This is a genomic window from Pseudotabrizicola sp. 4114 (assembly GCF_031457365.1).
Taxonomy (GTDB): Bacteria; Pseudomonadota; Alphaproteobacteria; order Rhodobacterales; family Rhodobacteraceae; genus Pseudotabrizicola.
In genome coordinates, this window is sequence record NZ_JAVDWP010000007.1 from 139,337 (window position 1) to 163,483 (window position 24,147).

A 24,147-nucleotide genomic window follows, 5' to 3' on the forward strand; every position below is an offset into this window, starting at 1 on the left:
GTCAGGTGGACGCGATATAGTGCCTGACAACCGGTCCTTCCGGGCGCTGATCGAAAGCGTGCAGAACGGTATGCAACTCTGTGTCCGAAACCGTTGTGCGGGCATGCTGTTGCAGGTGCTCGGCCCAGCTGGGCAGGTGGAACACCTCGATCCAGATCGCCGGGTCGGTCACATCATGGATCAACGCCCATTGGGTTGCCCCGTCCCGGTAGCGCTCTGCAGAAACCTTATAGGCGGCTTCGACGAAGGCCGCTTTGTCTGCCGGCGCGATCCGGAACTCGATCATGACCACAGCGGGAGAGTCTTCACTGTCCCCTTCGACGAGGGGTGGAGCCTCGGGCCAGGCATTGGCCGGCGCAAGGTCCACATCGTCCGCCGTGCCAAGCCTGACGTTCCGGGTCACAAGCAACCCCACGATCAGGCCGAGGGCCGCGGCGAAGAGCGCGCTGCTGACCGAGAGCCGGTTGGCGATTTGACCCCAGATCAGCGATCCTGCCGACATCGACCCGAAGAAAACCATGAGATTGACCGCAAGACCGCGGGCGCGGATCCAGTCCGGCAGCGCCATCTGCGCCGAGACGTTTACCGAAGTCAGGACGAGAATCCACGCCACGCCACCCAGAAAGGCACCGGGAATGATGACTGCCGTAGCAGTCGAGGCTGCGAAGGCCAGCAGGGCAGCTGCAGTCATCAACGTACCGAGTTGCACGACCCGGTGCGCATCAAGACGACCCTGCAGGTAAGGAAGACCCAAAGCGCCCAGAACGGCACCAACACCCACTGTCGCCACAAGGAAGCCATACAAAGACGAACCGGCGTCATTCGCCCCGCGCGCGACAAGCGGCATCATCGCCCAGAATGCCGATGCCGAAATGAAGAACGCAAAGGCACGGAAAAGCGTCTGGACCATTGGCTTGTTGTGGCGGACATGGCGCAGGCCAGTCGCCATTTCCTGCAGGATCGGCAGGTGTCTGCGCTTTGCCACCACTGGACCCTCGGGCCGCCACAGGATCAGAGCCATGATGATAACCAGATGGCTGATGGCATTCAGCGCAAAGGGCGCGGCCAGACCGACCGATGCGATCAGAATACCTGCGATTGCGGGGCCGATTGCGCGGCTGACGTTGATGCCCATCGAGTTGAGCCCGATGGCGGCGCGCAGCTCTGACCGTGGCACCAGCATTGGCACGACGGCCTGCCAGGCAGGGGCCATGAAGGCCGCACCCGTTCCGATCACAAGAGTAAACAGAAGCAGAACCGTTGGCGTCACACGTTCGGCCCGGACAAGAACGGCCAGAACCGCGATGATCATGAAGAGCAAAAGGTTGATCACGATCAACATGCGCCTCTTGTCCAGCCGGTCAGCCAGCGCCCCTGCGAAAAGCGCGAAGAGAAAGATCGGCAGACTGGTTGCGGCCTGGACGAGCGTGACGACTGCCGGAGACGGGCTGAGCTCGGTCATCAGCCAGCCAGCCCCAACCTCGTGCATCCATGTCCCGATGTTCGAGATCAACGCTGCCGTCCAGAGAAGTGCAAAGGCACGATGGGCAAAAGGTGCGAAGGGGCTGGCTTTTTCGGCGGCCTTAACAGTGGATGACATCGGCCATCTCCTCAGGGTGACAGGTATCTGGATGGACGGCCGGAGCCGCTGTGCAGCGAGAGCCGAACCAGGTCGGTGCGCTGCTTCGGGAATAGCCTTCAACATGCGTTTTGCAGCGGTCCCGATCCACGCGCTGTACAATCGCATGTCTGGTATTGCCCAAAAGCGCCTCTCAGGACAAACGGTGAAGCAGCGCCACAGAAAGCAGGCCTCCCAGAAGCCCGACATTCGCAAGAAAGCCGTTGGCACCGGTCAGCCGTTCGCCGGCGGGCAGGCGCCAGAACGGGTGCCCGACAAAGGATGCGGCAATGGTGAACGCCACGAGTGCGAGAAGGCCGAAGACCGGCAGGACACCGAATACCAGCGAGGCCGAACCCAGGGCTTGCACCGCAATCGTGGCACGGGCAACGGTCGGGGCAGGTCCAAGGCCCAGACCCTGCACCTCGGCAACCGTTGCACTGAACCATTTTGCCTTGAGGCACGCACTGATCCAGTACGGGGCCGTCACCAAAACTGAAGCGATGACAATAAGGGTATGGTCAACTGCCGTCATCTTTTGTCCCCTTTCTGCTGCGCATTCCCGCCTGCCTCACGTCATGAAGCATGAGCATCCAAGGGCGCCCCAGAAGTCGCGCAGATTCTGCACCGGAACCGGATTGGTCCAGGCAATTCCATGAGCATGACCATGCAAACCGCAGGCGCTGGCGCATCCGTCCGAACAGGCGCGCATCTGGATGGTGGCCGGTTCCCGCACACCAGCGCGCTGCCCCGGGCTCGCGAAGGTGGCGTTGACCGACCATGACGGGCTGGGAGGTGGCAGGGGCGGGTCAAGATCGGAAAACTCGGCATCAGCAAAAACGACACGACCGCCAAGCATGGTAAGGACCGAGCTGATCGACCGGATGCCAGCATCCTCGACAGACATGAGGTCTGCGGACAGCACGGCCAGATCGGCATGCATACCGGGCATCAGCCGCCCCTTCTGATCCTGTTCTCCCGAGAACCACGCCGATCCGGTGGTCCAGATCGCCAGCGCTTCTTCGCGCGTCAGAAGATGCGCGTCGTCAAAGAGGGGCAGTCCGCCAACAGTCTTTCCCGTCGTCAGCCAGTGCAGTGCAACCCAGGGGTCGTAACTGGACACCCGCGTGGCGTCAGTCCCGCCGCCCACGGGCAGACCCACCTTCAGCATGTCACGGATCGGAGGTGTCGCGCGCGCAGCGTCCGCGCCATAGCGGTCGACGAAATACTCACCCTTAAACGCCATGCGGTGCTGCGTGGCAATCCCCCCGCCAAGTGCCCTGATCCGTTCGATGTTCCGGGCGCTCACTGTTTCGGCGTGATCGATGATGAAGCGGGTCTTGAAAGGCACCTGGCCGTTCACCCGTTCGAACACAGTCAGAAACCGCTCGATCGTCTCATCATAGGTCGCGTGAATGCGGAAGGGCCATTCATTCTCTGCCAGAAGCGCGACGATCTTCTCAAGCTCGGCTTCCATGACGGGGACGGGTTCGGGTCGCGGCTCCAGAAAGTTCTCGAAATCGGCAGCCGACCACACAAGGTTTTCGCCCGCACCATTCATGCGCAACATAGAATCACCCGCGCCGGGCGACGTCATCCCGATCCAGCGCTCATAGTCGGACAGTTCCTGCCCGGCCTTCTGTGCGAACAGATTGTACGCAATCCGCAGCGTCATCTGGCCCTCTGCATGTAGGTGGCGAATGACGTCATAATCCTCGGGATAGCTCTGGCCGCCGCCGCCTGCGTCAATGGCGCTGGTGACACCAAGGCGATTCAACTCGCGCATGAAATGACGCGTCGAGTTGATCTGGTCGTCCACGGGCAGCTTCGGCCCCTGCGCCAGCGTGGAATAGAGGATCAGCGCCGAAGGCCGCGCGATCAGCATGCCGGTCGGATTTCCGCGCGAATCCCGCTCGATCTCGCCACCCGGGGGTGACGGTGTGTCGCGCCCTATCCCCAGCACGCGCAGCGCCGCGCCGTTGAGCAAGGCGCGGGAATAAAGGTGAAGCACAAAGACTGGCGTATCGGGCGATGCCTGATTGATCTCTTCCAGCGTGGGCATGCGGCGCTCGGCGAACTGGAACTCGGACCAGCCGCCGACGACGCGCACCCATTGCGGCGCAGGCGTATTGGCCGCCTGACGACGCAGCATAGCCAAAGCATCGGCCACGGAAGGAACGTTTTCCCAACGCAGCTCGATATTGTAACTCAGTCCCCCGCGAATAAGATGGGTGTGACTGTCATTCAGTCCCGGGATCACGCGCCGCCCGTTCAGGTCGATGACCGGCGTCGCCGCGTCCGCGCCTGACATGATCGCATGATCCGTCCCGACAGCCTGGATGCGCCCATCCCTGATCAACAGAGCGGTTGCATCGGGTGTCTTTGGATCAAGGGTCGTGATGCGCCCATTGCGCAGGATCATATCGGTCATAGCAGGCCTCGGCTGACGCGTGTGAAACAGAACCGGTGGCCATCGCGGCCAAGCAGGTTTACGTCATGCGCCCAGGGGATCGAGACGCGCGCCGGTGTGTTGGCTGCGGTGCTGGCCCTTGTGCACCATGGTCACGGCGTAATCGATGCCCATGCCATAGGCACCAGAATGTTCCATGACCAGCGAGACCACGGCATCATAAGTTTCCTTGCGCGCCCAGTCCCTCTGCCATTCCAGCAGCACCTGCTGCCACGTCATCGGCACCACGCCGACCTGCGTCATACGGTCCATCGCGCGGTTATGCGCCTCCAGCGTGGTGCCGCCCGAAGCGTCGGAAACCATGTAGATCTCGTAATCTGTATCGGCGAGACAGCTAAGGGCAAAAGTGGTGTTGCACACCTCGGTCCACAGACCGGCGACGACAACCTTTTTGCGCCCCTCGGCCGCATTCTTTGCCAGCGCGTCGCGGACCTTTCGGTCGTCCCACGAATTCATCGACGACCGCTCCAGCAACGGGGCATCTGGGAACACATCCAGCAGTTCGGGATAGGTGTGCCCCGAGAAACTTGCCGTCTCGACCGTGGTGATGATCGTCGGAATATTGAAGATCCGTGCCGCCTTGGCCAAGCCGACCGTATTGTTCTTTAGCGTCTGACGGTCGATCGACTGAACACCGAATGCCATCTGCGGCTGATGATCGATGAAGATGAGCTGGCTGTTCTGCGGGGTAAGCACTTCGAGTTTCGACATATTGGTATTCTCCGTGGCACGTCTTTATTTGCTGAGCTTGGCGGCTAGGTTGGCCACGTGGCGGCCCTGATCGGCGGCCAGCTTCAGCTCCGTGTCACTGGGCATGCGTGAGCCGTCCGCGCCGGCGATCGTGGCCGCGCCGTAGGGAGAGCCGCCGCGCACCTCGTTGATGATGGTCAACTCGCCGCTGGAATAGGGCAGCCCGGTGATGACCATCCCGTGATGCGCCAGCGTATGCCAGAACGAGGTGATGGTTGTCTCGCTGCCTCCGCCGGTGCCGGTCGAGGTGAAGACCGAGCCGACCTTGCCGATCAGCGCCCCTTCCATCCAGAGCTTTCCGGTCTGGTCCAGGAAGCTGCGCATCTGCGATGCCATGTTCCCGAACCTCGTCGGCGTGCCGAAAATGATGGCGTCATAGGTGGCAAGCTCCGAAGGCACCGCGATTTCGGCCACCTGCTCGGTCTTGAAACCAGCAGCCGTCGCTGCTTCGGAGGTCATGATCTCGGGGACGCGTTTGACCGTCACTTCCGTCCCGGTGACTTCTGCCGCACCCTTGGCCACGGCCGCACTCATCGCTTCGACATGTCCGTAGGACGAGTAGTAAAGAACTAGAACCTTTGTCATGGCGTAACCTCTCTCAGCTTTGACTTTGTCTGGATTTCGCAAGCGGACCGCCAACGGCCTGCGACCGGTTCTGCTCACCGGTCGCGTTGGCCTGACCTTAGCGAAACAGCCCCGGCCGGGCGGCGCTCAGGCTGCGGCGTTGGTGCTGATCTTGCTTTCTTTTGCCGTTCCTCAACCGGGAGTGAACAGAACATGTTGGCCATGCGGCGCGCTTTTCAGTTTGCGACGGTCAGCCGACCATCGACAACTGCGGCCCTTGCAACGGCTACCCGGTGAGCCCCTTTGGGCGACCACCGCATCCTTCTGCGCTTTCCCATGCGGGCATGGGCAATGTCATCGACTGATCCTTCGGCACGAGATGACGAGATGGGCAGCCCGTTCCGGTACCGTTGGCCATCGTCGACGAGGGATTCCAAGTTGTTCGCGAGATAGATGTACAATGTCTCGCAGCGGGCCTGCCCACGAGGGGCAGCGGTGCGGACAGCCAGAGGCTCTTCCGCAAGGCGGTTGCAATCATGCATGTGTCGCCTGTGGCTGACAGGTCTTTGGGCCGCTGGTGATCAGGTGCAGCTGACCGGGATCTGCCATGTTGCGGGTCTGGGCGGATTTTCCGGCACTTACCGCGATGGCAGCCCGGATACTACCTGACGGAAAAGCTGGTCAGCGATGATGCCAAGGGCACCGGGCCACAGATGATGGCCTATGCGGCCATGCCGCCCCAAGCAGTGCGGGCGGGGGCCGGGCAAGGGCTGGTTTCTGACCGCGTGGCGGGGGGATAACACTTTGGCGCGCTTGCCCGGACAGGGTCTGGTCGGGGCAAGTGTTCAGCGTCGGGCGTTGCGCAGATACTGCCGATAGCGCGCCTGACTGCCCCGCAGATGGGTGCGCATCGCCGTGCGCGCGGCGTCTTCGTCACCATTCTGGATTTCCGTCACAATCGCCTCGTGTTCCTCGATCAGACGGCGTGAGTATTCGGGTGTGATCTTGGGATCGGTGCCGTCGCTGACCGCGCTGCGTGGAATCAGCGCGGTGCCGGTCAGCCGCAGGAACTCGGCAAAGCGCGGATTGTTGGCGGCCTCGGCGATTGCCATGTGAAAGGCAAAATCCGAGTCAGAGGTGGGCTGGCCCGCCAGTGCCTGACGGCGGAACAGATCAAAGGCTTCGACAATGGCCTCTTCCTGAGCGGGAGACCGGCGCAGGGCGGCGAAGCCGGCCGCATCGCCCTCGACCGCAGTGCGCAGTTCCAGCATCTCGATCAGCGAAGAGACGCGCGCCGGGTCGACGTTCTGAAACGCCAGATCATCGGGGGCGGACGGGGGCAGGACAAAGACGCCAGCGCCCTGCCGTGGCTCCACCAGCCCGTCAGAGCGCAGGGCGGCGATCGCCTCGCGCACCACGGTCCGGCTGACGCCGAACCCTTCGGTTAACCGCGCTTCGGAGGGGAGCCGGTCGCCAGGGCGGAACTGACCTTCGGTGATCTGCGCGCGCAAGGCGTCGCGCACCTGTACCACCAGCGTTTGTGGTTGATGCGGTCTGGGGGCGCTGCTGCCTGAGGATGCCGCCATGTGCCGCTCGTCCTTGTGCCAGTCCGGTTGTGCCGGGGTCAGAGGGGATATCGTATGATAAGGTCGAAGATATACGATATCAAGCGGCGGCTTTCAGGCGCATCTTTGTTAAGGTCTGCAGGTAAGAGCCATGTTGTGCAATCTTGTTAGCCCTCTAGGATGTATAAATTTATTCCAAACTTATATGATAACTATTGACGACTTGTGGCTATTACCGCTAAGACAACCCAAGCAAGCTATCAGAGGACTTTGCCATGACCCCCGCAGAGCTCAAGGCCGCACTTGGTTCCGGCCTTCTGTCCTTTCCTGTGACCCACTTTGACGATCAGGGCGCGTTTGCGCCTGACAGCTACCGCGCCCACGTCGAATGGCTGGCCGGATACAAGGCTCCCGTGCTGTTCGCAGCGGGTGGGACCGGCGAGTTTTTCTCGCTCGCCCCGGGGGAGATTCCCGGGATTGTGGCGGCGGCAAAGGAGGTTGCGGGCGAGACTGCGATCGTTTCGGGCTGCGGCTATGGCACCCGGATGGCAGTAGAGATCGCGCAAGCGGTGGAAAAGGTCGGGGCGGATGGCATTTTGCTGTTGCCGCACTATCTGATCGACGCGCCGCAGGATGGGCTGTTTGAGCATATCAAGGCGATCTGCCAGTCTGTCGATCTGGGCGTGATGGTCTATAACCGCGACAATGCGGTGTTGCAGGCCGATACGCTGGCGCGGCTCTGCGATGCCTGTCCTAACCTGATCGGGTTCAAGGATGGCACCGGCGATATCGCGCTGGTGCGGCAGATCACGGCCAAAATGGGCGACCGGCTGACCTATCTGGGCGGCATGCCGACGGCCGAACTGTATGCCGAGGCCTATCTGGGGGCCGGGTTCACCACTTATTCCAGTGCGGTGTTCAATTTTGTGCCCGCCTTGGCCAATGAGTTTTATACCGCTCTGCGGGCCGAAGACCGGGCGACCTGTGAGCGAATCCTGAACGAGTTTTTCTATCCGTTCATGGCGATCCGCAACCGGGCCAAGGGCTATGCGGTCTCTGCCATCAAGGCAGGGGTGCGCCAGCAGGGCTTTGCGGCGGGCAAGGTGCGGTCACCTCTCACGGATCTGACCGGCGCAGAAGAGGAAATGATGGCGGCGCTGATCGCGCCGTATCGGCGATGACGTTGGGTTGGTGCGTGGGTTCGCGGCATGCGTGAATCCGCCATCAGCCCCGATAATCTGGTCCCCGCGCTGCTCGCCCATCGGCGGCAGCGCGGTTTTGCTTTGGGGTGGCACGGCGCGGCTGATCCCCTGGCGTGGCGCGCGCAGGCGATGCCGGTGCTGCGGGCCTTGGCGTTGCCGGATTTGCCGGAGGCACTGGTCACGTTGCGACTTCTGCGGACAGAGGATCGCGGGACGCATCAGGCGCAGGAGCTGGAGCTGGATTTCGGCTCAGGCATGATCGCAGGGGCGCTGATGCTTGTGCCAAAAGGGCAGGGCCCGTTTCCGGCGGTGCTGGTGCTGCATGACCATGGGTCGGAGTTCCGCATCGGCAAGGAAAAGTGCATTCCGCCACCGGGGCCGGATGATCCGGTGGCGGTAGGATGGGCAGAGCGGTTTTTTGGTGGTCAGCCGATTGGCACCGGACTTGTGTCGCGCGGCTTCGCAGTGCTGTGCGTCGATGCGCTGGGTTGGGGCGGGCGTATGGGCAATGGCTATGGTGCTCAGCAGGCGCTGGCGGCGAACCTGCTGCAGATCGGGCTGTCACCTGCTTCTGTGATGGCGTGGGAGGATTGCCGGGCCATGGCATTTCTGGCCGGGCATCCCGCAATTGACGCTGCACGAATTGCAGCGGTGGGGTTTTCGCTGGGTGGGTTCCGGGCCTGGCAACTGGCGGCGCTGTCGTCGCAGGTGGCAGCGACGGTTAGTATCGGCTGGATGGCCAGCCTGCCCGGTCTGATGTGTGCAGGTAACAACCAGACGCGGGGGCAGTCGGCGTTCTGGATGGCGCATCCGCTGCTGTACCGGCATCTGGATCTGCCTGACATTGCGGCGCTGTCTGCTCCGCGCCCGATGTGGGTGGAGGTGGCAGCGGATGACCCGCTGTTTCCGGCGGCCGCGGTGGACGCGGCCTTTGCCACGCTTGGCGCGGTCTGGCGGGCGCATGGCGCGGCGGATCAGTTGGTATTGAGGAGACCCGAGGGCGGGCACCGCTTTGCGCCTGACCGGCAGGCTGCGGTCTTTGACTGGCTTGCGGGGCATCTGGCATAAGCGCTTGCGGCGCGGCAATGTCCGGGCTAGCACTTTTGCAGGGCAAGATGTCTGACAGGCCGTGTGGAGAGCTGGGATGGAAAGCGAAAAGCGCGATGGCGTAGGGTCACTGGTGGACCAGATCAGCAACGCGCTGCGCCGTGATCTGGAGGCGGGCACGTTTCAGCCCGGCGACCGGCTGCCCAGCGAAAGCGAGCTGACGCGGTTGCATTCGGTCAGCCGGGCCGTGGTGCGCGAGGCGATAGCTGCCCTGCGTTCGGACGGGTTGGTCGAGGCGCGCAAGGGGGCGGGGGTTTTTGCGCTGGACCTTGCCGCAAAGCTGAAGCCCGCGCGCCCGTTCGACGATCTGGCGACCGCGCGGATTTCGCAGGTGATCGAGCTGTTGGAACTGCGCACCGCCTGCGAGATCGAGGCGGCGGCACTGGCTGCCGCCCGCCGCTCGCCGGCGCAGTTAGAGACAATCATGGATGCCCATGACCGGGTTGTGGCCTGTCTTCGTAACGGGCAGGCGACCCGAGACCCCGATTTCGAATTCCATATGTCGATCGCCGAGGCGACGCAGAACCGGCGCTTTCCCGAGTTTCTGACGCTGATCCGGCAGGGGATTATTCCGCGGGGCGAGTTGCAGGGGACCGAGCCGGGCGCGCGTCCGAAAGACTATAACCAGCACCTGCAGGAAGAGCACAGCCAGATCCTGGACGCGATCATCGAAGGTGACAGCGAGGCGGCACGTGAACGGATGCGCGCGCATCTGCGCGGCAGTCTGGAGCGCTACAAGGCGTTGCTGCGGGCGGGCAGGCCGCCGGTCTGATCGTGCCTGCGCCAGTCGTCAGAACGGGCTAATCCTGCGATGGCCGCAGGTGGAGTCTTGACAGGTTAGCCTTTACTTGTCAGACAGGTTGATACAGATGTCGGACGCATCGGCCAGATTCGCCGCTGATCGTCCTGCCTAGGGAGGGGAACCATGTCTGATCGCCGAACGCGCCTGCGCGGCATTCTGGGCCAGATCACGACGATCGCGGTCACGCTGCTGGGGCTGTTGCTGCTGACCTTTATCATCGGGCGAATGATGCCTGCCGACCCGGTGCGCGCCATGGTGGGTGAGGATGCGACGCGCGAAACCTATGAGCAGGTATTCCGCCAGCTGGGCCTTGACCGGCCGCTGTGGGAACAGTTCCTGCGCTATCTGGGCGATGTGCTGACCGGCAATTTCGGCAACTCGATCCGCACTGGCAAGCCCGTGATTGACGATATCCTGCATGTGATGCCCGCGACGATGGAGCTTGCAACCTTTGCCATTCTGATTGGCGCGGGGCTTGGCATTCCGCTGGGGGTGGTCGCCGCCGTCAACAAGGACCGCTGGCCGGATCATCTGGTGCGGGTGTTCAGCCTGTTCGGCCATTCGATGCCGATCTTCTGGACCGGGATGATCGCGCTGATCGTGTTCTATGCCGCGCTTGGCTGGGTTGGCGGGTCGGGGCGGATGAGCCAGTTCTATATCGGCATGGTGCCGACCCGGACCGGATTTTTGCTGATCGACAGCGCGATTGCCGGACAATGGGACGTGTTCTGGAGTGCGGTTAATCACCTGATCCTGCCCGCCAGCCTGCTGGGCTATTCCTCATCGGCCTATATCACCCGGATGACCCGGAGCTTCATGCTGGATCAGCTGGGGCAGGAGTACATGACGACGGCGCGGGTCAAGGGTTTGTCAAAGGGACAGACGATCTGGCGGCATGCCTTTGGCAATATCCGGGTGCAGCTGGTGACGATTGTGGCGTTGGCCTATGGCAGCCTGCTGGAAGGCGCGGTGCTGATCGAGACAGTGTTTGCCTGGCCCGGCTTTGGCCAATACCTGACCAATAACCTGATCATCGGTGACATGAATGCGGTGATGACCTGCGTGCTGATCGTCGGCGTGATCTTCATCTGGCTGAACCTGCTGTCCGACATCCTGTATCGTCTGTTTGACCCGAGGACGAAATGAAAGCGCACACCTTGTCCCTGCCGACCCCTTTTCTGGCGGCCCGCAATATCGTGACCTTCCTGTTGCGACAGCCGACCTCGGCCTTTGGCCTGATTGTGCTGGCGATCCTGATCCTGGCCGCATTGTTCGCGCCGCTGATCACTGTGCATGACCCCTATGTGCAAAACCTGAACAACGTGTTGCAGCCGCCCGGCAATGGCCATCTGTTCGGCACCGATGAGCTGGGGCGGGATATCTATTCGCGGCTGATCTGGGGCGCGCGGATCACGCTGACGATCATCTTTCTGGTGACCATCGTGGTCGGGCCGCTGGGGATGATCGTAGGCACGGTTGCGGGTTATTTCGGCGGCAAGGTCGATACGGTGATGATGCGGGTCACCGATATCTTCCTGTCCTTCCCCTCGCTGATCCTGTCGCTGGCCTTTGTCGCGGCCCTTGGCCCCAGCCTGAACAACGCGATCATTGCGATCGGGCTGACCGCCTGGCCGCCGATTGCGCGGCTGGCGCGGGCCGAGACGATGACATTCCGCAATGCCGATTATATTGCCGCTGCCCGGCTGCAGGGGGCGTCATCGCTGCGGATCATCGTGAAGTCGATCATGCCGATGTGTCTGCCCTCGGTGGTGATCCGGCTGACGCTGAACATGGCAACGGTGATCCTGACGGCGGCGGGCTTGGGCTTTCTGGGCCTTGGGGCGCAGCCGCCGCTGCCGGAATGGGGCGCGATGATCGCGACCGGACGGCGCTACATGATCGACAGCTGGTGGTTGGTGACCTTTCCGGGCCTGTCGATCCTCTGCGTCAGTCTGGCGTTCAATCTGCTGGGCGACGGGTTGCGCGATGCGCTGGACCCCAAACAGATGAACCGGAGGTAGGCCATGCAGGACACCATTCTGGACGTGAAGAACCTGTCGGTCCGCTATGGCGGCTCGGCCGAGGATGCGGTGCGCGGGGTGAGCTTTACCCTTGGGCGCGAGCGTCTGGGGATTGTAGGCGAAAGCGGATCGGGCAAATCGACCGTGGGCCGCGCGCTCTTGCGGCTGTTGCCGGGGGCCACGGTGACGGCGGATACGCTGCGGTTTGAGGATGTGGATCTGCTGGATCTGTCAGAGCGAGAGATGCTCAAGGTGCGCGGGCGGCGGATGTCGATGATCCTGCAAGACCCGAAATTCTCGCTTAACCCGATCCGGCGGGTCGGGCATCAGGTGGCGGAAACCTATCTGCGGCATTTCCCGGTCTCAAAGGCCGAGGCAAAGGCCAAGACGCTGGAGATGCTGGCTGCTGTTCGCATCCGAGACCCGGAGCGGGTGCATGACCTCTATCCGCATGAGATTTCGGGCGGGATGGGGCAGCGGGTGATGATCGCCATGATGTTGCTGGCCGACCCGGATCTGGTGATCGCGGATGAGCCGACCTCGGCGCTGGACGTGACGGTGCGGTTGCAGGTGCTGAACATCCTCGACGGGCTGGTGCGCGACCGGGGGATCGGGCTGATCATGATCAGCCACGACCTGAATCTTGTGCGCAACTTTTGCGACCGGGTGTTGATCATGTATGCGGGCCGGGTGGTGGAAACGCTGAACGCCCGCGACATGGATGCCGCCCGCCACCCCTATACGCGCGGATTGCTGGCGGCACAGCCGCGCATCGGCGGGTCTCGCGCGCCGTTGGCGGTGTTGGACCGTCGCCCCGAATGGAAAGAGGAGCTGGCGCCATGACCGCACCCGTAGAGATCGAAAACCTGTCGATCACCTTTGGCTCCGGGCCGGGGGCGGTCAAGGTGCTTCCTTCGGTCAGTTTTTCGGTAGCCCCCGGTGAATGCTTTGGGCTGGTCGGCGAAAGCGGGTCGGGCAAATCCACCGTGCTGCGCTGTGTGTCGTTGCTGACCGATATCTGGACCGGAGAGGTCAGGATCGCGGGCAAAGACGTGCGCGCGGTGCCGCTCAGAGACCGCTGCCGGCTGTTGCAGATGGTGTTTCAGGATCCCTACGGCAGCCTGCATCCGCGCCAGTCGGTGCGCACGGTTCTGGCGGAACCGCTGCGCATTCACGGGATCGGCGACCGCGACGATCGCATGAAGCAGGCGCTGGTGGATGTCGGGTTGCCGGTGGATTTCCTCGACCGCTTTCCGCATCAGCTGTCGGGCGGGCAGCGGCAGCGGGTGGCGATTGCGCGGGCGCTGATCCTGGAGCCTGCGGTGCTGCTGCTTGATGAGCCGACCTCGGCGCTGGATGTGTCGGTGCAGGCAGAGATTCTGAACCTGCTGGTCCGGCTGCGCGAGGTGCGCGGATTCACCTATATCATGGTTACGCATGATCTGGCGGTCGTTGATCACATGTGTGACCGCTTTGCCGTGATGCAGAGCGGGGAAGTGACCGAGATCCTGCCACGCTCGGCGATTGCACGAAATGGGGCTACCCACCCCTATGCGCGGGAACTGATCGGGGCCTCGCTGGAATACGAAGGCCAGCGCTGATTTTGGGAACAGAGTAACGCCGCGCCCCCAGACCGGGGCGCGGCGTTTTTTATTGCGCGGACGTTTTTTACTGTGGGCGGATCGGCAAAACGGGCGCATCTTGCGATGCGCCCGTTGCAGAGGGCTCGGTCGCGTGAGGGAGGATCAGCGCGACTTGGTGATCCCCTCAAACCGGGACAGCCAGGGGCTGACGATCATCCCGTCGATATCGGACTGATAGGCCGCCGTATCCACCACCTCGGAGAACGGGATGATCGGGGGCACGGTTTCGTCGATGTAGGTCTGAATGTCCTGATACATCTGTTCCTGCGCCGCCGGGTCGCGCTCCAGCAGCGCGGCCTCGATCTTTTCGTTCAGGGCGGCATCGAAGTAGCTGGTGCGCCAGCCCTGATAGTTGGTCAGCTTGGCCTCGTCGCTGTTGTCGGGGTTATAGGCCAGCGCGCGCAGGTTGCTGTCGGGGTGAGGCTGTTGCCCGCCACCGCCGCGACCGACCAGCAGCTCGAAGTTCCGCTCGCGCATCGCGCCATAGATCTGATCGCCCGAGCCGGTGATCAGCTCGGCCTGAATGCCCGCCTGTGCCAGCGTGTTCTGGATCGCGGTTGCGGCCTTGAGGAACGGGTCTTCGGACAGCACCCGCAGCGTGGTGCGGAAACCATCGGGATAGCCCGCCTCGGCCAGCAGGGCCTTGGCTGCATCTACATCCAGCGTATAGCCGGGGTCTGGCAGCTGGCCCAGAACACCGGTGGACAGCGGGCGCTGGTGCAGCTTGCCGTAATAAGGCATCACGGCCTTGTCCAGACCCTCATAATCCATCAGCAGACGCAGCGCCGCGCGGACCTTTGGGTTGGCAAAACGCTCGTCTTTCATCGACACGGCAAGGTAATAGAACCCCGAGCCGGGGGTCGAGGCGACGGTGATCTTGTCATTGGCATCCAGCGATGCAAGGTCCGGGGCCTGCAACGAATAGGCCACGTCGATATCGCCCTGTTCCAGCATCAGCCGCTGCGACTGCGATTCCGGCAGGTGGCGGATCAGCACCCGGGCCATCGCCGGCGCTTCGCCCCAATACGCATCGTTGCGGGTCAGGATGATGTATTCGTTCGACGCCCATTGCGTCAACGCATAGGGGCCCGACCCGGCGGAGTTGAGCGTCAGCCAGCCGGCGCCCAGATCGCCATTGACCTCGTTTTCCAGTGCGGTCTGGCTGTCGATGATCGACCCCGGCCCGTTTTGTGCCAGCACCATCAGGATCATGTTGGGATCATCGGCCTTTGGCAGGTTCAGCACAAAGGTATTGTCATCTTCGGCGACGAAATGCGCATCTGCCGTCTCGGCGTCGAAGCCGCGCGATTTCAGGAACGACGATTGCGCCAGATTCAGGGTCATCAGCCGCTTCAGGCTCCAGACCACATCCTGCGCGGTCAGCGGATTGCCAGAGGCAAAGCGCACATCATCGCGCAGGGTAAAGCGGATCGACATGCGGTCTTCGGCCACCTCGTAGCTGGCGGCCAGACGCGGCTGGATCGAGCGGTCGTCAGGCGACAGAATGACCAGCGTGTCATAGATGTTGTTCAGCACCTGCACCGTCTCGCGCCCGGTGATCGTGGCCGGGTCGAGTGTCAGGATGTTGTTCATCGTGGCTGCGACGATCAGCTGATCCGCAGGCGTTTCCGCCCAGGATGCTGGGGCCGCGCCGATCAGCAGCGCGCCAAGCGCCACGGATGCAAGAAAATGTTTCATTGTTCCTCCCATTCCCCGCCGCGTCAGGGGCGCGCGGCTCGCCGTATTCGCTTGCATGTCAGACATGCAGGCATGTTGCTCTTGCCTGTCAGGCAAGCATCACCCTGACCGGCCCGACCAAGGCCCGGCCAAGCGCAGCAGTTTCCTTTGCCTCCAGATGCACACCATCGATGGCGCTGGGGTGCGCGACTGATCCGGCATCAAAGAATCCGGCGCCGACCTCAGCCGCAAGTTGACGGTAGAGCGGGGCCAGCAGCAGGGACTCCTCCACCCGCCGCCCGCCTGCCGCCCCGGCACCGCAGGGCGGTGGCGCAATGATCAAAAGTTTCGGGACAGCACTCCGTGGTTTGTAAGGAAAAGTGGCCACAATCTCGGCCAGTCGCCGCATCCCGGCCTGTGCCGAAGCGGCAAGGCCCCCATGCACCGCTTTCAGATCATTGGTGCCCAGCATCAGGATCACCAGATCCAGCGGCATGTGCGCCGACAGCGCCACCGGCAATGCTTTGGCCCCGTTGCGCGAGGCAGCGCCCGCATCATCATCGCGGCAGGTGGTGCGTCCACCGACGCCGTCGGCATGCACCCGCGCACCCGTCAGGCCCGTTTCCAGCGCCCGTGGCCATTGTGCCTGCGGCGGATGGCGCAGCCCGGTGGCCGGGTCTGCCCCCCAAGTCAGACTATCCCCAAAGGCGAGAATCTGGTACATTTTCAGCCTTTTACTCTCAGGCAACACGGTTGTTTTCAATGAAATCGAAGTCGATATCCTCGCCCAACCCCGGCCTGTCGGGCACATGCACGAAACCGTCGGCATCCATCGGGTCCGACAGGGATTTCAGGTAGTCATGTCCGTCGTCATATTCCAGAAACGGATGCAAAAGGCCGCGCTCATACCAGCGACAGTTCTTGGCTACCGCCACGACATGTAGGTTCATCGCGGTGTTGCCATGCACTTCGCAATCCATGCCAAAGGCTTCGGCCATGCGCATGGTCTTGATCGCCGGGGTGATGCCGCCCACGTCGTTCACGCCGGTCCGCAGGATGTCACAGGCCCCGTGGCGCACCCATTCCGCGCGGTGCCAGTGCTTTCCGGCCGCGCTTTCGGGGCCGACCACCGGGATATCCAGATTGTCGGCCAGCCATTTATAGGACGACATCGACTGTTCATCCATCGGCTCTTCGATCCAGTCAAAGCCCAGCTTTTCCAGACCCCTTCCCAGTTCCAGCGCATCGCTGCGCGAGTACCAATGGAAGGCGTCGATCATCAGGCGGATGTCCGGCCCCACAGCTTCACGCACGGCGGCGCAGGCTTTCAGGTCCATCTTTACGTCTGGTGCCCAGCTGACAGGTGGCATCCAGGTGTGCAGCTTGATGCCTTTGTAGCCGCGCTTGACCAGCGTTTCGGCAAAGCGGCCATAGTCTTCCGGCGTGGCCAGTCCGCCTTCGATTTCGTCGCCGCACATGATGCTGCCATAGGCCAGAACCTTGTCGCGGTAAGCCCCGATCAGCTTGTGGACCGGCTGGTTCAGCGTGCGCCCCGCCAGATCCCACAGCGCACAATCGACCACCGCAAGCGTGCGGTCGGTCAGCTGCGCCGCCGAGCCGCGCTGCCAGTGCGCCAGATCCTGCCAAAGCCGCTCACGGTCCCTATAGTCTTGACCTATAAGCACTTTGCGAAGAAACTTTTCGAGGATGTGGGGGCGGATGACTTCGGGAACGGTAAAGGAATGCCCCTGGTGCCCGTCTTCGGTGCGGAGCGTCAGCATCGCCTGCGGCACCTGATGCGCCGGGCCCGGATGGGCGTGGCCCGCGCTGTCGGAATGCCTGCGCGTGGTTGTCAGAAACACCCGCGCGGATACGTCGGTGATGATCATCCGCTCCCCCTCAGATTTGAATAGAGGGCTCAACGGGATTCGCGAAACCTCATGAGGGCATATGGCAACATGTCTGCTAAGAAGTCAATATATGTCTTACAAGTTGTAATTCCTTCTACCAGATTTGAGCCTCGCCAGAGCGAGCTCGAATAGGGCCGCGCAGGGTTGGCGGTGTCGTTGTATTCAAGTTGGGTCTTCAATCCAGAGGCGCCCGCGGCCGCTTCCATTTGACGGGCATCATCCAGCGTCAGCGCCATCAGCTTTTCGCACCACACATGCTTGCCGGAAGCCAAAGCAGCCATTGTCATCTTGCGGTACATGCCGTTGGGTGTGGTGATCGAGATTATGTGAATTGTGGGATCGGCTAGCAGATCTCGCCAGTCCGCAGTCGCCCGGTTAAAGCCGAACTGCGTAGCCACGGACTGCGCCTTGTCTGTTTCGGCGCGGGGCTTGACCCCACCATAGGTGTCCAACGATGACCCCGCCCTCAAGCAATCAAAGCCATAAAACACCAGAGAGATTGTCCGGCTTGTTGGGGTTAAATTTCGGTGCCGAAATGGAGTGAACCCCACGGACTGGACCACGGGGGGTTATCCGACCTAAACCGCCTCGCGGGCGAGTTGGGTTTCGAAGTCCTCGGGTGATCGGTATCCGAGGGCTGAGTGCAGTCTTTTGGTATTGTAGATCTGCTCAATGTATCGGGGCAAGCGGGTAGCCACATCAGTAAAAATCTCGTATCCGGCCCGATAGACCTCCTCGACCTTCAGCGTCTTCATGAAGCTCTCCGCCTGCGCGTTGTGATAGGGATTTCCGACGCTACTCATGGATCCTTTTAGCCCTGCGGCCTCGAGGGCATCGCGATAGGGCTGGGATGCATATTGGCATCCGCGGTCCGTATGATGGATGCAGCCCTTCGGAGGAGCCCGGTTCACCACCGCGGCGCGCAAGGCCGCCAGCGCCAGTGGTGTGTCGAGACGCTGTGACAGGGCATATCCGACAACCTTGCGGCTGCAGGCATCCAGAATGGCCGCGAGGAAGCAGAACCCGGTCGACACCCGGATGTAGGTTAAGTCCGCAACCCATATCCTGTCCGGCTGATCGGGGATGGTATTGCGGTAGAGGTTCGGGAAGATCGGAGAGTCGTGCTGGCTGTCGGTTGTCCGCACAAAGCGCCTGCGTGGCTTTATGCCAAGTCCAGCAAGCCGCATGACGCGTGCTACCCTTTTGTGATTGATGATAAATCCGTGACGCCGGAGTTCGTATGTCACACGTCGGTAGCCGTAGCAGGGCAGTTCGTCCTGGATGTCTTCAATGATCGACGTGAGTTCGGCATCCGACAGCCCTTCGGGTTCGGCGACCGCACGATAATAATAGGTGCTGCGTGGCAGGTTCATGGCTTTGCACCCCCGCCGGATGGAGCAGGTGCGGGGCCGCTGATCACGAAGGACGTCTCGCTGGCGTTGGCGGTCGGCATCCGCGGGTTTTTTTTGGCAAGATCCAGCTCCATCGTCAGCTGGCCGACCTTGCGCTCCAGCGCGGCGATGCGGGTCTCGTAGTCGGCGATGACGCTGGCTTCCGCCTCTTCGCCCGTCAGTTCACCTCGGTCGAATTGGGTCAGCCAAAGCTGGATGAGGTTGGCCGAGATACTGTGGCTGCGCTGCGCATCGCGCCGCCCGATGATGCCAGATCTGATGTCTTGGCAGAGCTGCAATTTGAAGGGTGTCGAATGTCGACGGTAGGGACCTCGGGACGTCATGGTGCTTTCTCCATGCAAGGCCAGTCCAGCGTATCAGATCTTCAGCCTCCCGTGGTCCAGTCCGTGGGGTTCACTCCACCTTTTTCTCGCCGTGTGCCGCTTCCCGGACCGTGTCAACTATGGCGCGCTTAGGTCAAGCCCACCATGACCGGTCGACAAATGAGCCGTCGCCGTCGTTCCAACGCTTGATTCAAGATAAGTCCATAATGGACTAAATCAATATAATTAATTCCTTTGACTACGTTAGTTCTTTCATCGACGTTACGCAAAGAAGCTGCGGAGGGATGATGGAGAACCAATTTATCGATGTCGGGGCGATCCGGACCCGCTATCTGGAGGCGGGAAGCGGCGGCGTTCCCGTGGTTTTCGTGCATGGCGGCACCATCGGAGATGCGAACTCGGCGTCGAGCGCTGATGACTTTCTGCCGCTCATCCAAGCCTGTTCAGCGACCCGGCGCGCGATCTCCGTCGATCGGCTGGGCCACGGTTATACCGACAACCCGCCCGAAGATGATCTCGAAGGCTGGACCATGGACGGGTCGGTAAAACATTTCATCCGCTTTCTCGAAGTGATGAACGCGGGTCAGCGTGCTCGAAAAATACGGCTTCACCATCCGCCGGCAGGTTGCCGGTATCGACACCGCCTTCATCGCCGAAAAAGGTGACGATGGCCCCGTCATCGCTTTTCTCGGTGAGTTCGATGCACTCTCGGCAATGAGCCAGGAAGCTGGCGCCTCCGAGCAGAAACCGATCAAGCCGGGCGCCACTGGCCATGGTTGTGGCCACAATCTCCTTGGCGCAGGATCTATGCTTGCCGCTGTCACCCTGACAGATGTCGCGCGGGAAACGGGTCATCCGGTGCGTGTGCGCTATTACGGTTGCCCCGGCGAGGAAGGCGGCTCCGGCAAAGCTTTCATGGCGCGAGACGGGCTGTTCGATGATGTCGATGTCGCTTTCACCTGGCATCCAGCTCCAATTACCGGCGCGCGCTCCAATGAAAATCTTGCTGTCATTGGCGTCTATTACAAGTTCAGCGGACGTTCTGCCCACGCCAGCCATTCAGCACATCTGGGTCGCAGCGCCGTGGATGCGATGGGTCTGCTGCATGTCGGCGCAAACTTCCTGCGCGAGCATGTGAGTCCCAATGTGCGCATGCACTACGCCATCACCAATGGCGGCGGCAGCTCACCCAATGTTGTGCAAGCCACGGCGGAAACGCTTTTTATGTGCGGTCAACGAATCTGGCCGACGTTCTGCAGGTTGCCGAACGGCTGCATGACGTGGCTCGCGGTGCAGCGCTGATGACGGGCACTTCGGTTGACATCACTGTCGAGCGCGGCTCATCCAACCTGATCCCCAATCCAGTTATGGAAAGCGTGCTGCACAACAAGCTGATGGAACTAGGCCCGATCCCGTTCGACGAGGCAGACCGAGCCTATGCCGCCGCATTGCAAAAGACATTCCCACCCAACGCCGTTGAAGCCTGTCTCGAACTTTACCACTTTTCCGAGGACTCGGTGCACAACCGGGTTGATCGAGACGCGCCGCTGCATACCGGTATCCGCCGCTATGAGGGTGCGCCGCATTTCCGCGCCGGTTCGACCGATGTCGGCGATGTAAGTTGGGTCACCCCTACGGCGCAATGCTGGACGGCGACGTGGGCGCTAGGCACGCCGGGCCATTCCTGGCAGGTCGTTGCTCAGGGCAAGACACCGGCGGCGCACAAGGCGATGGTCCATGCCGCCAAGACGCTTGCCGCCGGCGCAGCCGAGCTTCTGATGAACCCGGCACAGATGGAGGCCGCCAAGGCGGAGTGGCGCCGGCGGCGCGGGGGAAGACCCTACGTCTCTCCCATTCCTGACGGCGTGCAACCGCAACCCCCCCATGAAGTTGCATAATCGCTTCACAACACATTAGAATGAGGCGCGGTCGACACATTCCGCGCCTTACCCCTTTGGAATCCGATGTGAACATCCTCAAGGAAAACATCTCCACCCGCGATCTGGTGGCTTTCGTGGCTTTGATCCGCACGGGGAGCTTTACCGCTGCGGCCGGGATGCTGAACATCACTCAATCGGCGGTCAGCAAGCGCGTTGCCGAGCTTGAACATAAGCTTGCTGTGCGCCTGCTTGATCGTTCCACGCGGCGGCTTGAACTGACCGCGGAAGGGCGCGCTTTCGTTATTTCTGCCGAGGCGATCTTGCAACAGTTCGAGCAATCGGTCGGTCAGTTGCGCAGCCTCGCGCAGGGCTCGACCGGCGAACTCCGGCTTTGTTCGGCATCAAACATGTCGACCCAGATCGTCGCCCCGGTTGTCGGTGGCTTCATGGAAACCAATCCGCGCGTCCGGCTCTCACTCTATGACTGCCAGACCCGGAAGCAGATGATCGAGCACATCGCCAACGGATCAAGCGATGTTGGCCTGATCGGCGGGCTGCCGAACCAGGATCACGAACTGTCGGGCGAATTCGATCTTACCGAGATCGCGGTCGTGCGCGAGTCTATGATCGTTTGCTTTGCCCACGGTCATCCGCTGGAAGAATTCGAATGTGTTTCTTGGGAACAGGTCTCGGCGTATCCGCGCATTGGTCTGCGCAGCAAGTTTGGCGTCGGTCATGTTACGGGGGCTATCGAGCAACTTGGTCATCTTGGCAAAGGCTATGTGATGAGCGTCACGATGATCAACACGGCCATTGCCCTTGCTAGTGCTGGGGTCGGCGTTGCGATCTTTCCTTGTTATGTGGTGCGCGGCGGCCGCCCCAACATCAGTTGGCGTCCCATAGAAGGCACGGAACATGACTACAATTTCAATTTCGTTCACCTGCGCGGCAAAGCCCTAAGCGGAGCAAGTCGGGTTTTTGGCGAACATTTGCGCGCCTTTCTCTCCAAGATGCCGGCAACGACAAAACGCGAAGGTGCTTCCTAGTATGATCCTTGGTCATCAATGCAGGTATTCTCAATTTGCGTAGTGTCCGCGGCTGCGTTGCCTGCGCAGCAAGCAGGCCGCACACTGGTGCGGTTAGCCCATGATCTCAAGCTGGCTCAACAAATCCAGCTGGTCAGCACTCAGCCAGTATTCCGCCACTTTGCCGTTCTCGATACGCAGGAAATCAGCGCCGGCAAACGTGACAGGGGTGCCCGGCGCGGCCCTGGCGCCCGGAAAGCCGCCTTGATAGATGCCGCTGGCGAGCCAACGCCCGGCGATCATACCATCGCCAAACAGCGGCTGAACCTGCACCTCGAAGACGAACGGGTTGATGGCCGCATGGAGCTGGCCGATCCACCCGGCCATGCCCGCTGCCCCGGCATAACCCGACAGATCACTCCCGCCGATGGGCGACATGTGCAGCTTGTAATCGGGTGCCATGATCAGATCGGCCATCGCAAGATCGCCATTCCACATGGCGACCCATTTGTCCCAGAGTGCGGGCAGTTCGCCGTCGTTTATCGGCTGGGCGCTGGTCATGGCAGCCATCCCGATCAGGGGAATTGCTGCCAATGTGGCCGTCATCATACCGCGTCGTTTCATGTCAAGCTCCTGTGCCGGGGGTGAAGACAGTTTTGTAATCATTCAGAAAGTCCGAAAAGAATCGGGCAGGGTCGCCCGTCACCGTGGGGCTGACGGCATCGGCTTCGTCGCGGGAATAATGGGCGTAATCCTCGATCAGGCCATCGGCCTGCCAGTGCAGAAATCCTGCGGCAACAACCGCGTCGCGCATGGCATCGGGCGGTATCTGGATGAACGTCACCGGCTGGCCAATGGCCGAACTTATCTGCAGGGCGACCTCGGCATGGGTCAGAGCCTCGGGTCCGGTCAGGTCATAGGTCAGGCCCTCATGACCCGGGGTGGTCAGCGCGGCAAAGGCAATGGCCGCAATATCCCGGGTGTCGATCAGGCTGATCCGTGACGCACCGATGGGCGCGAACAGCTTGCCCATACCGACGATGGTGTCGCGAAACCCAAGCAGGTTCTGCATGAACAGGTTGGGCCGCAGAAAGGTGTAGGCCATGCCACTGTCGCGGATCGCCTGCTCCACCGCCGCATGATACCGCAGGAAGCGCACTGGCGAGTCGGCCGACGCGTGAAGCTGCGACAGCTTGACGATGTGCTTCACCCCCGCCCGTTGTGCTGCGGCCACAAAGGCCAGTTGCTGGCTTTCGGCGCGCTCTGTCGAATTGGTGAGCAGAAAGGCCCGGTCAACGCCCTGCAATGCCCGCTCGACCGAGGCGGGATCATCGAAATCCCCGGTGACGGGTGTGATGCCCGGGAGGTTCTTGAGTTTTTCGGCAGCAGCGTCAGACCGCACCATGGCCTTGGCGGCAATGCCATGGGCGGAAAGCAATTTGGCCAGTTCGAAGCCGACAGAGCCGGTGGCACCAGTGAGAAGGATCATTTTGGAACTCCTTGAAGGTTGATGTCCCCAATATGACGAGGCTTCAGCACAAAGAAAATTGACAAGAACTATTGTACGGCTAGTATAAAATGTATGAACTCAACCCCCCCTGCTGCCGCGCCGGACTGGGAGCGTCACCGCGCGTTCCTCGCCGTTATCCGGGAAGGCAGCCTTTCGGCAGCGGCCCGCGCGCTGAGCGTGGCCCAACCCACCGTGCGACGGCGCATTGAGGATCTGGAGCGTGAGCATGGTGTTGTGTTGTTCATGCGCTCACCCGCCGGACTGCTGCCCACCGGAATAGCGCTGGAACTGGCGGCGCATGTCGATGCCATGGCCAAAGCCGCGCAGTCGTTTGCACGCGCAGCCTCTGCCGAAGCGGGTGCTGCCACAGGTACGGTGCGGATCACGGCCAGCGAAGTGGTGGGGGTCGAGGTTCTGCCCGCCATGCTGGCCGACCTGCAAAGGCTTCATCCGGGGCTGATCATTGAACTGGGTCTGAACAACAGCCGCGAAAACCTTTTGGAGCGCGAGGCCGACATCGCCATCCGCATGGTCCGCCCCTCGCAGGATGCTCTGGTTGCCAGGCACATCGGAGCCATCCGGGTGGGTTTTCATGCCCGCCGCGACTATCTTGATCGCCATGGGCACCCCCAGACGATCGAGGATGTCGCGCGGCTTGGCCTGATCGG

27 protein-coding genes and 1 pseudogene are annotated in these 24,147 nt (G+C 61.8%); 13 read left to right on the forward strand and 15 right to left on the reverse strand.

Annotated features, from left to right (window positions below):
- Nucleotide 1: 1 nt before the first annotated feature.
- The 6 genes and pseudogenes from J2X53_RS16375 to J2X53_RS16400 all read right to left on the reverse strand — a co-directional run.
- Nucleotides 2-1,600, reverse strand: a complete 1,599-nt coding sequence (locus tag J2X53_RS16375; RefSeq protein WP_349038564.1) for an MFS transporter — start codon at nucleotides 1,598-1,600, stop codon at nucleotides 2-4.
- A 172-nt stretch (nucleotides 1,601-1,772) separates the two neighbouring features.
- Nucleotides 1,773-2,153 (reverse strand): DoxX family membrane protein, encoded by a 381-nt coding sequence (locus J2X53_RS16380; protein WP_349038565.1) that lies wholly within the window; start codon nucleotides 2,151-2,153, stop codon nucleotides 1,773-1,775.
- Between the two features lie 36 nt (nucleotides 2,154-2,189).
- Complete coding sequence (locus J2X53_RS16385; protein ID WP_349038566.1) at nucleotides 2,190-4,049, reverse strand: amidohydrolase; 1,860 nt, start codon at nucleotides 4,047-4,049, stop codon at nucleotides 2,190-2,192.
- Between the two features lie 63 nt (nucleotides 4,050-4,112).
- Entirely contained in the window at nucleotides 4,113-4,799 is a 687-nt protein-coding gene (locus tag J2X53_RS16390; protein ID WP_349038567.1) for a hydrolase, read from the reverse strand.
- 24 nt (nucleotides 4,800-4,823) lie between these two features.
- Complete coding sequence (wrbA, locus tag J2X53_RS16395; RefSeq protein ID WP_349038568.1) at nucleotides 4,824-5,423, reverse strand: NAD(P)H:quinone oxidoreductase; 600 nt, start codon at nucleotides 5,421-5,423, stop codon at nucleotides 4,824-4,826.
- A gap of 215 nt (nucleotides 5,424-5,638) precedes the next feature.
- Nucleotides 5,639-5,938: pseudogene (locus J2X53_RS16400) on the reverse strand (ISKra4 family transposase); the annotation flags it as partial.
- A gap of 4 nt (nucleotides 5,939-5,942) precedes the next feature.
- On the opposite strand from J2X53_RS16400, the gene J2X53_RS16405 reads away from it, so the two are divergent.
- Complete coding sequence (locus tag J2X53_RS16405) at nucleotides 5,943-6,071, forward strand: hypothetical protein (protein ID WP_349038569.1); 129 nt, start codon at nucleotides 5,943-5,945, stop codon at nucleotides 6,069-6,071.
- Nucleotides 6,072-6,247: 176 nt separating this feature from the next.
- Here the strand turns inward: J2X53_RS16405 and J2X53_RS16410 are convergent, their stop codons facing one another.
- Nucleotides 6,248-6,988 carry a FadR/GntR family transcriptional regulator gene (locus tag J2X53_RS16410; RefSeq protein WP_349038570.1) on the reverse strand — a complete coding sequence of 247 codons (741 nt, stop codon included), beginning with the start codon at nucleotides 6,986-6,988 and terminating at the stop codon, nucleotides 6,248-6,250.
- A 254-nt stretch (nucleotides 6,989-7,242) separates the two neighbouring features.
- Here J2X53_RS16410 and kdgD point away from each other — a divergent pair, with 254 nt between their 5' ends.
- The 7 genes from kdgD (at nucleotide 7,243) to J2X53_RS16445 (ending at nucleotide 13,700) form a co-directional block, all read left to right on the forward strand.
- A complete protein-coding gene (kdgD, locus tag J2X53_RS16415) occupies nucleotides 7,243-8,148 on the forward strand; it encodes a 5-dehydro-4-deoxyglucarate dehydratase (protein WP_349038571.1) in 906 nt (301 codons plus the stop codon).
- A 27-nt stretch (nucleotides 8,149-8,175) separates the two neighbouring features.
- Nucleotides 8,176-9,237, forward strand: a complete 1,062-nt coding sequence (locus tag J2X53_RS16420; RefSeq protein ID WP_349038572.1) for a dienelactone hydrolase family protein — start codon at nucleotides 8,176-8,178, stop codon at nucleotides 9,235-9,237.
- Between the two features lie 76 nt (nucleotides 9,238-9,313).
- The gene (locus J2X53_RS16425; RefSeq protein WP_349038573.1) at nucleotides 9,314-10,048 is read left to right on the forward strand and encodes a FadR/GntR family transcriptional regulator; all 735 of its coding nucleotides are present in this window, start codon (nucleotides 9,314-9,316) and stop codon (nucleotides 10,046-10,048) included.
- Between the two features lie 153 nt (nucleotides 10,049-10,201).
- Nucleotides 10,202-11,224, forward strand: coding sequence for an ABC transporter permease (locus J2X53_RS16430; RefSeq protein WP_349038574.1), 1,023 nt, complete (start codon nucleotides 10,202-10,204; stop codon nucleotides 11,222-11,224).
- A gap of 32 nt (nucleotides 11,225-11,256) precedes the next feature.
- Nucleotides 11,257-12,099, forward strand: a complete 843-nt coding sequence (locus tag J2X53_RS16435; RefSeq protein ID WP_349038593.1) for an ABC transporter permease — start codon at nucleotides 11,257-11,259, stop codon at nucleotides 12,097-12,099.
- Nucleotides 12,100-12,102: 3 nt separating this feature from the next.
- Nucleotides 12,103-12,942 (forward strand): ABC transporter ATP-binding protein, encoded by an 840-nt coding sequence (locus J2X53_RS16440; RefSeq protein WP_349038575.1) that lies wholly within the window; start codon nucleotides 12,103-12,105, stop codon nucleotides 12,940-12,942.
- Complete coding sequence (locus J2X53_RS16445; protein WP_349038576.1) at nucleotides 12,939-13,700, forward strand: ABC transporter ATP-binding protein; 762 nt, start codon at nucleotides 12,939-12,941, stop codon at nucleotides 13,698-13,700. The genes J2X53_RS16440 and J2X53_RS16445 overlap by 4 nt, the downstream gene beginning before the upstream one ends.
- A 144-nt stretch (nucleotides 13,701-13,844) precedes the next feature.
- Here the strand turns inward: J2X53_RS16445 and J2X53_RS16450 are convergent, their stop codons facing one another.
- The 6 genes from J2X53_RS16450 to J2X53_RS16475 form a co-directional block, all read right to left on the reverse strand.
- Nucleotides 13,845-15,440, reverse strand: a complete 1,596-nt coding sequence (locus J2X53_RS16450) for an ABC transporter substrate-binding protein (RefSeq protein WP_349038577.1) — start codon at nucleotides 15,438-15,440, stop codon at nucleotides 13,845-13,847.
- 88 nt (nucleotides 15,441-15,528) lie between these two features.
- Nucleotides 15,529-16,143 (reverse strand): SGNH/GDSL hydrolase family protein, encoded by a 615-nt coding sequence (locus J2X53_RS16455; RefSeq protein ID WP_349038578.1) that lies wholly within the window; start codon nucleotides 16,141-16,143, stop codon nucleotides 15,529-15,531.
- Between the two features lie 16 nt (nucleotides 16,144-16,159).
- A complete protein-coding gene (locus tag J2X53_RS16460; protein ID WP_349038579.1) occupies nucleotides 16,160-17,308 on the reverse strand; it encodes a mandelate racemase family protein in 1,149 nt (382 codons plus the stop codon).
- A gap of 29 nt (nucleotides 17,309-17,337) precedes the next feature.
- Nucleotides 17,338-17,781 (reverse strand): Gfo/Idh/MocA family oxidoreductase, encoded by a 444-nt coding sequence (locus tag J2X53_RS16465; protein WP_349038580.1) that lies wholly within the window; start codon nucleotides 17,779-17,781, stop codon nucleotides 17,338-17,340.
- A gap of 126 nt (nucleotides 17,782-17,907) precedes the next feature.
- Nucleotides 17,908-18,723 (reverse strand): IS3 family transposase, encoded by an 816-nt coding sequence (locus J2X53_RS16470; RefSeq protein ID WP_349038594.1) that lies wholly within the window; start codon nucleotides 18,721-18,723, stop codon nucleotides 17,908-17,910.
- Nucleotides 18,699-19,064 (reverse strand): transposase, encoded by a 366-nt coding sequence (locus J2X53_RS16475; RefSeq protein ID WP_349038581.1) that lies wholly within the window; start codon nucleotides 19,062-19,064, stop codon nucleotides 18,699-18,701. Before J2X53_RS16475 ends, J2X53_RS16470 begins: the two co-directional genes overlap by 25 nt.
- A gap of 287 nt (nucleotides 19,065-19,351) precedes the next feature.
- On the opposite strand from J2X53_RS16475, the gene J2X53_RS16480 reads away from it, so the two are divergent.
- From J2X53_RS16480 to J2X53_RS16495, 4 genes are all read left to right on the forward strand, one after another.
- Complete coding sequence (locus tag J2X53_RS16480; RefSeq protein WP_349038582.1) at nucleotides 19,352-19,729, forward strand: hypothetical protein; 378 nt, start codon at nucleotides 19,352-19,354, stop codon at nucleotides 19,727-19,729.
- Entirely contained in the window at nucleotides 19,653-20,366 is a 714-nt protein-coding gene (locus J2X53_RS16485) for a M20/M25/M40 family metallo-hydrolase (protein ID WP_349038583.1), read from the forward strand. Before J2X53_RS16480 ends, J2X53_RS16485 begins: the two co-directional genes overlap by 77 nt.
- Complete coding sequence (locus tag J2X53_RS16490) at nucleotides 20,366-20,962, forward strand: hypothetical protein (protein ID WP_349038584.1); 597 nt, start codon at nucleotides 20,366-20,368, stop codon at nucleotides 20,960-20,962. The genes J2X53_RS16485 and J2X53_RS16490 overlap by 1 nt, the downstream gene beginning before the upstream one ends.
- Nucleotides 20,963-21,030: 68 nt before the next feature.
- Nucleotides 21,031-21,990 carry a LysR family transcriptional regulator gene (locus J2X53_RS16495; protein WP_349038585.1) on the forward strand — a complete coding sequence of 320 codons (960 nt, stop codon included), beginning with the start codon at nucleotides 21,031-21,033 and terminating at the stop codon, nucleotides 21,988-21,990.
- Nucleotides 21,991-22,083: 93 nt separating this feature from the next.
- On the opposite strand, the gene J2X53_RS16500 is transcribed toward J2X53_RS16495, so the two are convergent.
- Together J2X53_RS16500 and J2X53_RS16505 are read right to left on the reverse strand one after the other, a co-directional pair.
- Nucleotides 22,084-22,593 (reverse strand): ester cyclase, encoded by a 510-nt coding sequence (locus J2X53_RS16500; RefSeq protein ID WP_349038586.1) that lies wholly within the window; start codon nucleotides 22,591-22,593, stop codon nucleotides 22,084-22,086.
- 1 nt (nucleotide 22,594) lies between these two features.
- Entirely contained in the window at nucleotides 22,595-23,458 is an 864-nt protein-coding gene (locus J2X53_RS16505; RefSeq protein WP_349038587.1) for an SDR family oxidoreductase, read from the reverse strand.
- Between the two features lie 93 nt (nucleotides 23,459-23,551).
- Here J2X53_RS16505 and J2X53_RS16510 point away from each other — a divergent pair.
- A partial coding sequence (locus J2X53_RS16510) for a LysR family transcriptional regulator (protein WP_349038588.1) occupies nucleotides 23,552-24,147 on the forward strand: 596 nt, incomplete at its 3' end.